Consider the following 14,567-nt stretch of genomic DNA (forward strand, 5'->3'; position numbering starts at 1 on the left):
ATGAAGGCGCACATCGGCGTGGATGCAGACTCGGGGCTGGTGCACACGGTGACGACCACGGCGGCCAACGAGGCAGATGTGGAACAGGTGAGCGATCTGCTGCACGGCAAAGAGGACGAGGTGTGGGCAGACTCAGGCTATCGCGGAGCACAGAGCCGAGTGAAGCGCAGCGTGCAATGGCACATTGCCGGCCGGCCCAGCGATATGGCGAAGATGTCGGAGGGCCGCGCCAAGGCCAGGGCGCGCAAGCAGGAATACCAGAAGGCCAGCATCCGAGCGAAGGTGGAGCACCCGTTCCGGGTGATCAAGCGGCAGTTCGGCCTGGCGAAGGTGAGGTTCAAGGGGCTGACCAAGAACACGGCGCATGTGATCACGCTGTTTGCGTTGTCGAACCTGTGGATGGTCAGAAGGAAGCTGATTGCGATGATGGGACAGGTGCGCCCGCAGGCAGCATGAAGGGGCCGCAGAGGCTCTGGAACGCGCGGAATGTCCAGTGCGACGAGCCTGCGAGTGCACCGGGCCCAAACGCAGCCTCGTCAGCCGGCCAATTTACGACTTGATCAGACGTTCCCTAGCAGCTTGCCGTTTCGGAACGTGCCCCGGCTGCTCTATCGCTGGCCAACATGGAGTTTTTCCGTGACATGCGAGAGCGGTCCGGAAGTCGCCGCAGATGCAGCGCTCGCGCAAGAGGCAGGAGCCGAATTCCCTGGCGGCCCGCCCGTCAATCGCATACGCGTTGTTTTTGCACAGGACGAGAGCCAGCTCTTCACGAACCACATCATCTGGATTGCGGACTGGCTCAAAGAAATCCCAAGCGCCGTGGTCTACGACGAGGTAGGCAAGTGTCTGTGGTGACAGGTCCTTCAGCGACGAGGTTCGGCCAAATGCGGACGGTCGCACGATGCGCCTATCGACCAAGCGTCTCGTCGCCTTCTTCGGGGAAAGCGCTCTTGCGTTGCCGCGTATCGCTTTGTATCTTGTACCGCCACGGGTTGGCTCTTCTTGCCGACGCATCAAAACTACAAGGACAAGATGAAAGCTCTTTTGCTGCTCACAGCCGCCGCACTGCTCACCGGATGCGGTACTACCTCAGGACGGCTTGGGCCACTTCCCGAGGTCTCCGACAGCTCAACCGCAGCAAAGGTGGTAGTCGTCAGAATCAGCAGCTTCGTTGGCGCAGGCAACGGTTACACGGTGGCCCTGGATGGGAAAGACGTCCTGGGAATTGCCTCCGGCGAGCACGCTGAGTTTTCGGTCACCCCTGGAGAGCACTATCTCGCCGTGAAATGCTTTGGGGGATTTACTCCGACCTGGAAGGAGGACTCGCTCAAGTTTGGCGCGAAGCAATCATCGTCGAGCTACTTCGTCGTAAGCCCAAACATGAGCTGCGCTGCAGTCAGGGCCGCCGAGGAATCCGAAGCCAAGAAGCTCCTCGCAAATAGCAAGGCTGTGAATCTGGACAAGCTTGTGAGCAAATAGCAAAGTAGCCTTCGACGCGTTTCGGCCAGAACCCGTCGTTCCGTGAGCAGGTCCAATTCGCCTCATAGCCGACCTTCGCGGCGCGCACACAACGCTTTCTGTGGGCTCGAGAGTCGCTTGCCCTGAAGCATGTGCAAACCAACCGATCGGCCATCAACAATCAGCTCAATACTGGCGCCGACTTCCAGCAACGCAGCATGACCTTTGAAGAGAACTTTCGCACTTGGCTGGCCCAAGCTTTGTCCGAGCCGATACCAGCGTCCGTTTCGGCATACTCCTTCAACCTCTTCGAGTATCCGGAGACCCCGGAGGTAAAGTTTGGCATCGAATTGATAGGCACTGGCTCGTTTGACCCTGCAGACGCCGACTGGGCCTGCGATGAGGTGTGGGAACCAGCAGAAAGGAGATTGGAGATTCCGACCAGCTATTCCAGTCGAGAATGGGAGGAATGCCAACGCCGTCTCCACAACCTTGTGCTGAGCTGTCTCGACTTCCAACCTGGTGGGGCAATCCTCAGGCAGAAGCAGGCGGTCGGTCTGGGCTTCGTTGATGGAGAACTGCAGCTAGTCTGGCAGAGATAGCTAGTTCGGCAGACAGCCACAACCAGACCTTCGCCATGAAGCTAGAAAATTGCCCAGCACCTGCAACGGTGGACTACGTCAAAGTCGGTCGTGAGTCGCACGAGTTGGCGCTTCGCCACGGGCGGGATGCACACAGATATGCACTGCGAATGTCTCAGCAAGCCAAGGACGCTGGCGATGCAGACGCTGCCGCATTCTGGTACGCGGTAAACCGGACGCTAGAGCCGAGGGCGTAGCAGGCCACTTGCCGGGCTGGCTCCCTTGGGCCTTCGCGATAGTTGGGCGACCAGCTACAGTCGGCCAGAACCCGTCACTCGAGGCCGAGGCAGAATTCAGCCGGAACCGGACTTTCAACCACAACCAATCAAGATGGCGCACACATGAGTTCATTGACCTGGAACGACCTGTTCGTCGATGCGGCGCTCCTAGACTTCAGCGGTTTGCTTGCGGAATGGCCGGGGAAAGTCGTAGGGCAGGTCCGATTGATTGGAGCATCTGCCTTCGGTGACCTGTTCTTTGAACGGCGCTCTGGTGAAGTCGAGAAACTCGACATGCTTGACGGCTGCGTTCACTCCGTTGCAGGCGACTTTCAACGCTTCTCCGAGCTGATGAACTCCCGCGAGTGGCAGCAGCAAAACCTCCTGAGTGAGGGTGTGGCTCTCCTCAAAGAGAAGGGGGTGCTCCGCGGACAAGGTCAGTTTTACGGCTTTGCTCCACACCCCATCTTCACCGGTGCAATCGACTGGTCAAAAGTGATGCCGCTTGACGCCGTTGTTTGGAATTCGATTTGCGCACAGTCTGTGGCGAGTGCGGCCACGCCATAGATGGCTATAGTCCGCCACAAGCGGAAGATCGGAAGGGCAACTTGTCATCCTTGATGTATCTAGAAGATGGGCGGGCACTGGTCCGTTCCAATCTGGGCTACTGCGGCATGTTGGTCTTAATTGCTCGCGAGATCCCCGAACATCACAAGAGGCTGCGCACATGGTTAGAGGACCTCTCTGACCGAACTGCACCCTTCTGCGAGTTCGACATCCGCGGGCTGTCGGACGAGCATCGACAGACGTTTTGGACTGCCGCCGCTCGCGCTGGCGTGATCGTCCGAGCGAAATACGATGGCGACGCAGTGCCAAATGACGCGTGGGCGGCGGAAAGCCTCCTGCATTTGTTGCGAATGCATAGCAGCATCGTGGCTGGCGAGCCGCCGTCGGCGCTCAACGACCTGGATGTGACGAAACCGTATTCAGGGATGCCTGAAGATCTTGACCTGCTCTGGCGTGATGCGACAGCCTGACAGGTCTCTGTCCAATCGCCGCTTGGGCCCTCCTGCGACGGCTGCGTGACCGGCTACGGCCGAGGATTACGGTAGGGACGCCCATTACTGGACGCCCCCCGCACAGATCCGTACGTGCCCGATTCAGGCATACGGCTCCTACCTTGGGTGAGTGACGGCAAAGCGCTGGTCAGGCCACGGACGAAGGATTCGGGGAGGCGGTAGCCACGCATCAGCGAGCTTCGTCATTCGTTGCCACGTCATGTGATCCTTCTGGCTTCGACGCCGAAGCGTTCGTCGCCAGAGATCGCTGACATAGTGGCGGAACGCGCCGAGCGCCCGGGCATTCGTCGGCACCGCGTGGTATGCGAAGAACCCCGTGACCACTGCCCTCAGCCATCGGCCCTGTTCGGGGATAGCGTGGTGCATGCGGCTACGCAGTTCCTCCTTGACCTCGCGAAGCTTCGCTCGCATGCGGTCGCCCCGGCTCTTGCGCTGGAGCTGGAAGGCCCCGCGTCGAGACCTGCCACAAATGAACGTGAACCCCAGGAAGCTGAAGGTTTCCGGCTTACCCAACCCGCGCTGCCTTCTTCTCACCGCCGCGTGGCGGCCGAACTCCAGCAGCCGGCTCTTGTCCCCATGAAGCTCGAGCGCGAACTGCTCGAGCCTATGCCGCATCGCATCCCAGAAGCGCCTCGCATCGGCTTCGTGCTCGAAGCCGGCAACAATGTCGTCGGCATAGCGCACGACGATCACATTGCCGCTGGCTTCTCGCCCCCGCCATTGTTGAGCCCAGAGATCGAAGACGTAGTGCAGGTAGACGTTGGCCAGCAGCGGCGATGCCACTGCTCCTTGAGGTGTCCCCTTCTCACTGACGCTCCAGTTCCCGTCTTCCAGGACGCCCGCCTTGAGCCACTTGCGCACAAGGCGGATGACGCGCTCGTCGCCAATCCGGTGCTCCAGGAATCGGACTAGCCAGTCTTGGCTCACCGAATCAAAGAAGCCTCGAATGTCGGCGTCGAGAATCCAGTTCACCGGGGTGTTGCAGATCGCCACCGACAGTGCGTCCAACGCGTCATGCGGCCTGCGCCCGGGCCGAAACCCGTACGAGAACCCGAGGAAGTCTTCCTCATAGATGGCGTTGAGCACCGCGATGAGCGCGCGCTGGACGATCTTGTCTTCCAGCGCTGCGATCCCCAGCGGGCGCTGTTTGCCGTCTGGCTTCGGTATCAACCGCCGCCTGACGGGTAGTGCCCGGTAGCTACCGCTGTGGACCTTCGCATGCAGCTCCTGAAGGTTGCCCTCCAGGTTCGCCTCGTAGTCCTGCCACGTCAGGCCGTCCACTCCGGGTGCGGCGCGGCGCCTGAGCGCCAGGAACGCGTCCCTCAGCAAGTCGACCGTCACGTGGTGCAGCAGCGCAGTGAACTTCTCCTTCTTCCGCTGCCTTGCAGCGTTGCGTACACGGTCCAACCCCTGTGACACGCTATCGCGGGCCTGTGTCCGTCGCGTGTGCGGTTGGCCCGTGTTCCCCTTGGTCCCCGTCCTTAGCTCAGCCCACTCCGCAGTCGGTCGCCCGACCTTGTTCGCAGGCTTCATCGCTACTATGGCGGAGTCTGACTTCTCGGGTCCGTTCATCATCGGCTACGGCTCCTCGCCTTCCCGATGCGGGCCAGCCCAATACCGCGGCTGGTCAAACCCGAGATCTCCCGGTTCCCGTGCAAAGAGCGTGCGTGCATGCCAGGTTCTACGACCACGCCGGGTTGCCCAAGTGCTTGCGTGGACGCACTTGGACATGTTGCCTTCCGCTACACAGACAGCGTCAGCACCCGGGAACAGTTTCCTATCGCGGCTCAATGGCTGGCCTGCACGTACCCCTACCGACGCTTCACGTGCATCCTCACGAATGCACGCGCACGGCTCGGGGCCGATGTGGTTCGCTACTCCTTCATCGCAGTGGACTTGCACCACCTACTCCTTGCCGGTCTCCCGGCGCACCTGTGTGAAAACGCCGCTGTCGTGCCGGTGGTCCGAAAGGCGACCTCTCAGATCGCGTCAGGATCGACGATTGAGGTTCAGGGAATGGTTGGGCTACCCACGAAAACACGACCGTCGCACGTTTTCACACAGCCTCGGCCCAAAGCGGCTGTAAGCATTGCTCCAAAGCGGGCACTTACGAAACATCTAGCTCTGGCTTGCTTCTATGCGTGCTCTTCTTATGAAAGCACTATCTGACGCGAGGATCTCAACTCATAAAAGCGACTCGAACTACCTTCTACCTGCGCCCGAATTTGAACCTTTGCCGACAGTTCATACGTACCACTGATTAGCTCATTCGGTCCATCCTGGTCCTCCAGCACATCGGCAGCTAGAACCAGTTCCGTTCCCGGCGAGATGACGAACTCTGCACCGGGAAGAAAGCTCGAAATGTTCTTGGTGTACCCCGCGCAAATATTGTCGTCGTCACCACTTACGAGAAGACATCCCGTGATGTGGATAGGGCCATGCAGCACAACTGCCTTCTCGAATTTCAATTGATAAAGAAACGGTAGGGACAACCCGTCCGACGCGTATGAGAAATCCTGCAAAAGCGCAATCGACAGTTTCATGATTTGATTGTTGGCATCAGAGTTGATACTCGATCGCTGCAGCAGCGAGGGACCGCTCTTGGCCGACAACGGTCTATCGTGAGCATAGCCCGATGCGCGGCAATCGCCGCAATGCGACCGCTCGCATGGACTTTCGACGATCGGCATGGAGCACATAGGTGCCACCGAGGTGTGCCTCACAAGCAACCTCGATCGAGCCGAGCCCTCTCCATCACGAAGGCTCGAGCCGTCGTCCCTCAAAGAGTCCGCTCGGCAAGCGGGCCGCGAACGCCGCAGCCCGCAGACCAGCCGCTACCCGCCAGCCTCAGGCGTCCCACGTCGCGCCTTCTCGCTCACCTGAAACAACTCCCCTGCCTTGCGAGCCATCTCGGCCGCAAGCCAAAGCAGGTTGTTCAATTGCCGAGGCCCATCCCCGCTGCACCAGTCGATGTCTTCCCCGTGGCAAACCCACAGAAGAGCTTCAAGCTGAGTCAGGGTGTTTTCAAGAAGATCCGCCGGGTCTTGGGCGTTGTCTTCGGAAGCTACCGGCGTAGTTGGCCGGGCTATAGTCTTGGTAGCCATTTTTGTGCGGTCCTTTCGGGGGTAGTGCACGAACTTGGTTAGACGGCTGGGGTGCTCGTAACACCCTGGCCGTCGCCTTTTGATACCTCGCATCTGCATCGCTGCTTTCGCACCGACAACCTGCCGCGAGGCAAGCAGCCTTCAAACATCTCGGTGGTGGCTTGGTGTGTTGCGCCTTTCTGCTCCCCCTTGGTGGGGTATCGAGTGACAGGGGCATTCACTCTAGAGAAGAACCGGGCAAGTCGTCGTTCCGCACAGCACGAAGTCGCGGAGACTGCCAACAAATGCAGCTTCTGCAATGCGCTGTGCGAAGACCCTGCGGGCCTCTCACCGAGTCAGCCCCAGCGGCTCCAAACGCTAACCCCGTCGGCGTGAGCGTCGCCCTGAATGAACCCGAGCCCGAGCCTCAAGACATTCCACGCGCCAGCAGATGGTCAACAAGCCGCCTCTGCGGAAAGCTCAACGCCTCCTGCCGCGTGCACAGATACATCCGCCGCGAAGCCCACGCATCCGTGAGATTGATGAAACGCAGCTTCATCTCCTTGCGATAGGTCACCGCCGCACCTTCGGGCAGGATGCCCACGCCCATGCCCGCTTCGATCATCCGGCACACGGCCTCGAAGCTCTTCACCCGCACGCGCAGGCGCAGCACCTTGCGCGCGCTCATCGCGGCGTCTTCCATGGTGCGGGAGATGGCGGAGTCGTCTTCCAGGCCGACGAAGTCGTAGTCGAGAAGTTCCTCGAACGACACCTCGCGCCCGCGCCATGGATGCTTCTGCCGCACGATGGCCACCAGGCGGTCGGTGCGGTACGGAATGAAGTGCAGCGCCGGGTCGGCGGCCTCGCTGGTGATGACGCCCACATCGGCCTGCCGGTCGCGAATCGCCTGCACGATGTAGACGCTGCGGTGCTCTTCCACGCTCACGCGAATCTCGGGATAGCGCTGGCGAAAGCTCGCCACGTCGTCGGGCAGGAACTGCCCCATGGCCGACGCATTGGCATGCAGCCGCACGCGGCCGGTGGCGCCCTGCGCGTAGTCCGAGAGGTCGGCGCGCATGCGGTCGACGTCGCGCAGTATCTGCCGCGCATGCATGGCCAGCGACTCGCCCGCGCCGGTGGGCGTCACGCCCTTGGAGGTGCGGTTGAGCAGCGCCACGCCCAGGTGGCTTTCGAGAATGGCGAGGCGGCGGCTGGCGGCCGACAGCACCATGTGGCTCTCGGCCGCTGCCTTGGACAGGCTGCCGTGCTCAATGGCGCGCAGGAAAAGCGCCAGCGAATCGAGGTCGGGTCTCATGGTGTGCGGGGGTGGGTCTGCAAGGCCGACATTGTCGGGCCGGTGGGGACCGGGGCTTCGGCCGAAATACTTTCGGCGGATCGCGCTCGCAAAAGACAGATCTTCCGGAATGGATCGCTCTTTGCCAAAACGAAGAAGCACTTTCCGTGGACAAGCCGGAAGAATCGTTGCTGCCCCGGCGTCTACCCCGCCGGGGCATCCCGCGAGCCGGCCCTCTACAGGGGCCATGCCCGCATTCCGACGAGTCCTACCCGGAGTCTTTTCCTGTCATGGCATCCCACGAACTGGCCAGCGTTGCGCTGGACGACAAATACACGGCCACCGAAGGCCGGATCTATCTCAGCGGCATCCAGGCACTGGTGCGCCTCATGCTCGTGCAGAAATGGCGCGACCAGAAGGCCGGGCTGAACACGGCGGGCTTCGTCTCGGGCTACCGAGGCTCGCCGCTCGGCGGCCTCGACGAAGCGCTGTGGAAGGCACAGCCGCAGCTCGAAGCCAACGCGGTGAAGTTTTTGCCCGGCGTGAACGAGGAACTGGCCGCCACCGCCGTGTGGGGCACGCAGCAGGTGCATCTGACGGGCGAGTCCGCCGTCGACGGTGTGTTCGCCATGTGGTACGGCAAGGCGCCCGGCGTGGACCGCTGCGGCGACGTGTTCAAGCACATGAGCCACGCGGGCACCTCGCCCAACGGCGGCGTGCTGCTGGTGGCGGGCGACGACCACGGCGCCTCCTCTTCCACGCTGCCCAACCAGAGCGACCACCTGTTCGCCGCATCGATGATCCCGATGCTCTATCCGCAGAGCGTGGAGGAGTACATAGAGCTCGGCCTGCACGGCTTCGCGATGTCGCGCTTCGCGGGCCTGCCGGTGGGCTTCAAGGCGCTGGCGGACACGGTGGAATCGTCGGGCTCCATCGCGGCCGGCGCGCTCGACGTGCACACCAGGCTGCCTTCCGACTTCGTCTTCCCGCCCGGCGGCGTGCATGCGCGCCTGTCGACCGACACGCTCGGCGTGCAGGCGCGCAAGCAGGAAGCGCTGATGCAGGACTACAAGATCTATGCGGCCATCGCCTACGCACGCGCCAACCGCCTCAACCGCGTGACCATCGATTCGCCGAAGGCGCGCCTGGGCATCGTGGCCTCGGGCAAGTCGTACCGCGACGTGCTCGAAGCGTTGGAAGAGCTGGGCATCGACGCGGACGAGGCCGCGCGCATCGGCATCCGCCTGTTCAAGGTGTCGATGCCGTGGCCGCTGGAGCCCGATTCGATCCGCGAATTTGCCGACGGGCTCGAAGAGATCCTGGTGGTGGAGGAAAAGCGCCAGATCGTCGAGTACCAGCTCAAGGAACATCTGTACAACTGGCGCGAGGACGTGCGCCCGCGCGTGATCGGCAAGTTCGACGAGCAGGGCGAATGGGGAGCGCATCCGCGCGGAAAGTGGCTGCTGCCGGCCACGGCCGACTTCTCGGTGGCGCAGATCGCGCGTGTCGTCGCGGCGCGCGTGGCGCGCTTTCACACCAGCGACCGCATCCGCACGCGCCTCGCGATCCTCGACGCGAAGGACGTGGTGCTCGGCAAGGCCGTGGCCACGCCCTCGCGGCCGGCCTGGTACTGCTCGGGCTGCCCGCACAACACATCGACCAAGGTGCCCGAAGGCAGCCTCGCACTCGCGGGCATCGGCTGCCACGTGATGGCCACCGCCATCTACCCCGAGCACAACCGCACGACCACGCACATGGGCGGCGAAGGCGCGCCGTGGCTGGGGCAGGCCTGGTTCTCCAGGCGCAGGCACGTGTTCGCGAACCTGGGCGACGGCACCTACTACCACTCGGGCTCGCTCGCCATCCGCGCGGCCGTGGCGGCGGGCGTGAACATCACCTACAAGATCCTCTACAACGATGCGGTCGCGATGACAGGCGGCCAGCCGGTGGACGGCCCCATCACCGTGCCGCGCATCGCGCACCAGATGGCGGCCGAGGGCGTGAAGCGCCTCGCACTGGTGGCCGAAGACCCGTCGCGCTGGTCCGACCGCAGCGTGCTGCCGCCGGAGCGCGAGGGCTTCGCGCTCACTGTGCACCACCGCGACGACATGGACGCGGTGCAGCGCGAGCTGCGCGAGTTCGAGGGCGTCTCGGTGCTCATCTACGACCAGGTGTGCGCCGCAGAGAAGCGCCGCCGCCGCAAGAAAGGCGAGTTTCCGCAGGCAGCGCGGCGCGTGTTCATCAACGACGCGGTATGCGAGGGCTGCGGCGACTGCGGCGAGCAGTCGAACTGCACCGCCCTGCTGCCGAAACAGACCGAACTGGGCCTGAAGCGCGCGGTAGACCAGAGCGCCTGCAATGCAGACGAGTCGTGCATCAAGGGCTTCTGCCCCAGCTTCGTGACGGTGGAAGGCGTGAAGCCGCGCAAACAGGCACCGGTAGCCGCGAAGGCCGCAGCCGAAGAAGCGCCGCTACCCGAACCGAAGCAGCTCGCGCTCGAAGGCATGCACAACATCCTGATCACCGGCATCGGCGGCACGGGCGTCATCACCATCGGCGCGCTGATCGGCATGGCCGCGCACCTCGAAGGCAAGGGCGTGAGCGTGCTCGACATGACGGGCATGTCGCAGAAGAACGGCTCGGTGACCTCGCATGTGCGCATCGCGCGCGACGCGGCGCAGCTGAAGGCGCAGCGCATTCCCACCGGAGAGGCCGACCTGATCCTGGGCTGCGACATGCTCACCGCCGGGGCGCCCGACGCCATCGCGCGCATGCGGCCGGGCCGCACCTATGCGCTGGTCAACACCTTCGAGCAGCCGACCGGGCACTTCGCGCAGCAGCCCGACTGGCAGTTTCCGGCGGCGCAGGTGCGCGCGCTGATCGAGGAATCGGTGGAAGGCCGCGCCGACTTCGTCGACGCGACGCAACTGGCCACGCGGCTCATGGGCGATGCGATCGCGGCCAACCTGTTCCTGCTGGGCTTCGCATTCCAGAAGGGTTATGTGCCGCTGTCGGCCGAGGCGCTGGACAAGGCCATCGAGATCAACGGCGTGGCGGTGAAAGCCAACCAGGCCGCATTCCGCTGGGGCCGCAAGGCGGCGCTCGACCTCGCGGCGGTGACGCGCGAAGCCGCGCCGCAGAAGGTGGTCGCGCTGCAGCGGCCGCAGAGCTTCGAGGCGCTGGTGAAGAGCCGCACCGAGTTCCTCGTGTCGTACCAGAACGCCGCATACGCGCAGCGCTATGCCGAGCTGGTCGAACGTGTGCGCGCGGTCGAGCAACGCAAGCGCGGCGGCAACGTGCTGGCGAAGGCTGTCGCCTCGGGCCTCTTCAAGCTCATGGCCTACAAGGACGAGTACGAGGTCGCGCGTCTCTACACCAACAGGGGCTTCATGGAAAAGCTGGGCGAGCAGTTCGAGGGCAAGCCGGTGCTGCGCTTCCACCTGGCACCGCCGCTGCTGGGCCGGCGCGATGCCGAGGGCCGCGCGCTGAAGACCAGCTTCGGGCCGTGGATGATGAGCGCGTTCCGCGTGCTCGCCGGTCTGCGCGGCCTGCGCGGCACGGCCTTCGACGTGTTCGGCCGCACCGCCGAGCGGCGCATGGAGCGGCAGCTCATCGAGGACTACCGCGCGATGGTCGAGGACTTGCTCGCGCGCTTCGACGCCATCGACTTCGACACCGCCCTGTCGCTGGCGCGGCTGCCGGAGCAGATCCGCGGCTTCGGGCATGTGAAGCTGGAAAGCGTGGTGTCGGCGCGGGTGCGATGGGCTGCGCTCGCGAAGCAGCTCGACGCGCGCCCCACGCCGCGGGCCGCGCTGCCCACGGCAACGCAGGTTCAGCCGGTGCCGGCCTGAGCGGCGGGAGGCCCCCGGGGCGGCCGAGCCGGCCTGGGAGGATCAGGGCAAAATCCTCCTCCCGCCGCCGGTCGGCCCCGCCCTCCATGCCGCCCTCCTCCATCTCCCACCCCGTTCCCGGCCCGACGCAGACCACGCCGGCGCCCTCCCCGGCCCGCCAGCGCCGCCGGCATCGCACCGTGGCCGCCTGGGTGGCCGCATGCGCCCTGGCCCTGCTGCTGATCGGCCTCGCGGGCCAGTGGGCCGCGAACCGCGAAGCGAACTTCCAGGCCGATTCGATACGCCGCGCCATGGAAGTGCATGTGCTCGGCCTGCGCGACGCCGCCGGCAAGTACAGCTACCTGCCCTTCACCGCCGGCCTGCACCCCGACGTGCTGGCTGCGCTGGCCAAGCCCAATGACGCGGCCGCCAAGCAGCGCGCCAACCTGTACATCGAGCGGGTGAACCGGCAGGCCGGGTCGGACGTGCTCTACCTGATCGACCTGCAGGGCCTCACACTGGCGGCCAGCAACTGGGCAACGCCGCAGAGCTTCGTCGGCGAGTCGTATGCCAACCGGCCCTACTTCATCGACGCGCGCGCGGGGCGCAACGGCCTGTTCTACGGCGTGGGCCAGACCACCGGCGAGCCGGGGCTCTTCATCTCGTCGCCGGTGCGCGGCGAAGGCGGCGAGATCCGCGGCGTGGTGACGGTCAAGGTCAGCCTGCGCCAGGTGCAGGAAACCTGGAACTTCGTGCGCGACCCCATCCTGCTGAGCGACGCGCGCGGCGTGGTGTTCCTGAGCTCGGTGCCGGCGTGGATGTACCGCGCCTCGCGCCCGCTGGAAGCCTCCGAACTAGAGGGCATGCGGCGCGACCAGCAGTACGGCACGCACACCAGCTTCGCCGCGCTGCCTTGGAAGGTGGAGCGAGAGGAAGGGGAGCCCGGCTACCTGGTGCGCACCAGCATCGGCGGGCGGCCCCGCCAGTACCTCGCGGTGGACGAGCGCCTGCCCGACCTCGGCTGGACGCTGACCGTGATGACCGACCACGCGGAAGTCGCCAACGCGCGCGAGCGTGCCTGGATGCTGGGCCTTCTGTGCGCCGTCGTGCTGCTGCTGGCCGGCCTCTACTGGCAGCTGCGCGAACGCCGCTTCGCCGAGCAGCGCGACGCGCGTCGCGTGCTGGAGCTGCGCGTGCGCGAGCGCACCCACGAACTCGACGAGGCCCACGCCTTCCGCAAGGCGATGGAAGACTCTCTGCTGGTGGGCATGCGCGCCCGCGACCTCGAGGGCCGCATCATCTACGTGAACCCGGCCTTCTGCGAGATGACCGGCTACGGCGCCGACGAGCTGCTGGGCAAGCTGCCGCCCTACCCCTACTGGCACCCGAACGACGTGACGCAGCACTGGCGCCACTACGACGCGATGATGAGCGGCCAGCCCGTGCGCTCGGGCTTCGAGTCGCGCCTGCGGCACCGCGACGGGCACGAGGTCATCACCATGGTCTACACCGCCGCGCTGATCGACGCCGACGGCAAGCACAGCGGCTGGATGAGCTCGGTGGTGGACATCACCGAGCAGAAGCGCGCCGAACTGCGCCAGCGCCAGAACGACGAGCAACTGCAGCACGCCCAGCGCCTCGCGAGCCTGGGCGAGATGGCCTCCACGCTGGCCCACGAACTCAACCAGCCGCTGATGGCGCTGAGCAATTTCGCGAGCGCCGCCAAGGCCTTCGCCGAGCAGGGCAACCAGCGGCTGCTCGTGAGCAGCCTCGACGAGGCCGTGACGCAGGCCCAGCGCAGCGCCGAGATCGTGCGGCGCATCCGCGGCTTCGTGCGGCAGCGCACCGTGGGCACCGAGGACTGCTCGGTGGCCGCGCTGGCCGGCAACGCCATCGCGCTGCTGCAGGGCGAGATCCGGATGCGCCAGGCGCGCGCCGAGCTTCGCATTCCGGCCGGCCTGCCCGAGGTGCGCGGCGACCGCGTGCTGCTCGAACAGGTGCTGCTCAACCTGCTGTCGAACAGCCTTCACGCCATGCAGGCCGTGCCGCCGGAGCAGCGGCTGGTGGAGATCGAGGCCGAGCTGAAGGAAGGCCGCATGCACATCCACGTGGCCGACCGGGGCCCGGGCATCGACGCCGCCGTGGCCGAGCAGGTGTTCTCGCCCTTCTTCACCACCAAGACCGGCGGGCTCGGGCTGGGCCTGAACATCTGCCGCACCATCGTCGAGGCGCACCGGGGCCGCCTCACATTTGCCGACCGCCCAGGCGGCGGCGCAGTCTTCACCCTCGAGCTGGAAATATCGCCGCCGCCATGAACAGCAACAACAACGCCGCTCCCGCCAACAACCTGTGCGTCGTGGACGACGACGAGGCCGTGCGCCGCTCGTTGGGCCTGCTGCTGCTGTCGCGCGGCTATGCGGTGCAGACCTTCGCCTCGGGCGAGGCTTTCCTCGAAGGCACCGACCTGCAGCGCGCCGGCTGCGTGATCATGGACCTGCGCATGGAAGGCATGAGCGGGCTGCAGGTATTCGACACGCTGCGCACGCAGGACAGCCCGCTCGTGGTCATCTTCCTTTCGGGCCACGGCGACATCCCCATGGCCGTGGAAGCCGTGCAGAACGGCGCCTTCGGCTGGCTCGAGAAACCCTGCAACGACGAGCGCCTGCTCGACACCATCGCCCGCGCCCTGCAGCAGGCCGGCGAGATCGCCACCCGCCGCCAGGCCCGCCAGGCCGCGCAGGCGCTATGGGACAAGCTCACGCCCCGCGAGATGCAGGTCGCCCGGCTGGTCGCCGAACACGATGCGGCTGCCCGCGTCGGGAGATTCCAGCCCGGCGATCAGCCGCAGCAGCGTGGTCTTGCCGCAGCCCGAGGGGCCGAGCAGCGCCAGCACCTCGCCGGCCTCCACGCGCAGGCTGGTGGGCTGCAGGCCGCGCGTGCCGTCGGTGTAGGTCTTCGCGCAGT

General features: G+C 65.0%; 11 protein-coding genes and 2 pseudogenes. 9 read left to right on the plus strand and 4 right to left on the minus strand.

Going from position 1 to position 14,567, the window contains the following annotated elements; translation table 11 throughout:
• The 6 genes from QMO14_RS30870 to QMO14_RS30895 all read left to right on the plus strand — a co-directional run.
• Positions 1–456 (plus strand): transposase (locus tag QMO14_RS30870; RefSeq protein ID WP_301511874.1); only part of this gene is annotated, 456 nt, incomplete at its 5' end.
• 180 nt (positions 457–636) lie between these two features.
• Positions 637–855: a hypothetical protein gene (locus tag QMO14_RS30875; protein ID WP_301511875.1), complete on the plus strand. Its 219-nt coding sequence runs from the start codon at positions 637–639 to the stop codon at positions 853–855.
• A gap of 147 nt (positions 856–1,002) precedes the next feature.
• Complete coding sequence (locus tag QMO14_RS30880) at positions 1,003–1,479, plus strand: hypothetical protein (protein WP_301511877.1); 477 nt, start codon at positions 1,003–1,005, stop codon at positions 1,477–1,479.
• Positions 1,480–1,610: 131 nt separating this feature from the next.
• Positions 1,611–2,060, plus strand: coding sequence for a hypothetical protein (locus QMO14_RS30885; protein WP_301511879.1), 450 nt, complete (start codon positions 1,611–1,613; stop codon positions 2,058–2,060).
• Positions 2,061–2,440: 380 nt separating this feature from the next.
• Positions 2,441–2,884: a hypothetical protein gene (locus QMO14_RS30890; protein ID WP_301511880.1), complete on the plus strand. Its 444-nt coding sequence runs from the start codon at positions 2,441–2,443 to the stop codon at positions 2,882–2,884.
• A gap of 41 nt (positions 2,885–2,925) precedes the next feature.
• The gene (locus tag QMO14_RS30895; RefSeq protein WP_301511881.1) at positions 2,926–3,354 is read left to right on the plus strand and encodes a hypothetical protein; all 429 of its coding nucleotides are present in this window, start codon (positions 2,926–2,928) and stop codon (positions 3,352–3,354) included.
• Between the two features lie 138 nt (positions 3,355–3,492).
• Here the strand turns inward: QMO14_RS30895 and ltrA are convergent, their stop codons facing one another.
• From ltrA to QMO14_RS30910, 3 genes are all read right to left on the minus strand, one after another.
• Positions 3,493–4,968: a group II intron reverse transcriptase/maturase gene (ltrA, locus tag QMO14_RS30900; protein ID WP_367618186.1), complete on the minus strand. Its 1,476-nt coding sequence runs from the start codon at positions 4,966–4,968 to the stop codon at positions 3,493–3,495.
• Between the two features lie 578 nt (positions 4,969–5,546).
• A complete protein-coding gene (locus QMO14_RS30905) occupies positions 5,547–5,939 on the minus strand; it encodes a hypothetical protein (protein ID WP_301511884.1) in 393 nt (130 codons plus the stop codon).
• A gap of 967 nt (positions 5,940–6,906) precedes the next feature.
• Complete coding sequence (locus QMO14_RS30910) at positions 6,907–7,794, minus strand: LysR family transcriptional regulator (RefSeq protein WP_301511885.1); 888 nt, start codon at positions 7,792–7,794, stop codon at positions 6,907–6,909.
• 269 nt (positions 7,795–8,063) lie between these two features.
• On the opposite strand from QMO14_RS30910, the gene QMO14_RS30915 reads away from it, so the two are divergent.
• The 3 genes and pseudogenes from QMO14_RS30915 to QMO14_RS30925 form a co-directional block, all read left to right on the plus strand.
• The gene (locus QMO14_RS30915; protein WP_301511886.1) at positions 8,064–11,624 is read left to right on the plus strand and encodes an indolepyruvate ferredoxin oxidoreductase family protein; all 3,561 of its coding nucleotides are present in this window, start codon (positions 8,064–8,066) and stop codon (positions 11,622–11,624) included.
• Positions 11,625–11,710: 86 nt separating this feature from the next.
• Positions 11,711–13,918 (plus strand): ATP-binding protein, encoded by a 2,208-nt coding sequence (locus QMO14_RS30920; protein ID WP_301511887.1) that lies wholly within the window; start codon positions 11,711–11,713, stop codon positions 13,916–13,918.
• A pseudogene (locus QMO14_RS30925) lies at positions 13,915–14,400 on the plus strand (response regulator transcription factor); the annotation flags it as partial. The gene QMO14_RS30920 and the pseudogene QMO14_RS30925, both read left to right, overlap by 4 nt.
• On the opposite strand, the pseudogene QMO14_RS33445 reads toward QMO14_RS30925, so the two are convergent.
• A pseudogene (locus QMO14_RS33445) lies at positions 14,392–14,567 on the minus strand (ATP-binding cassette domain-containing protein); the annotation flags it as partial. The pseudogenes QMO14_RS30925 and QMO14_RS33445 sit on opposite strands and share 9 nt — an antisense overlap.

Origin of the sequence: Variovorax sp. CAN15 (assembly GCF_030462475.1) — a bacterium.
Classification (GTDB): domain Bacteria; phylum Pseudomonadota; class Gammaproteobacteria; order Burkholderiales; family Burkholderiaceae_C; genus Variovorax.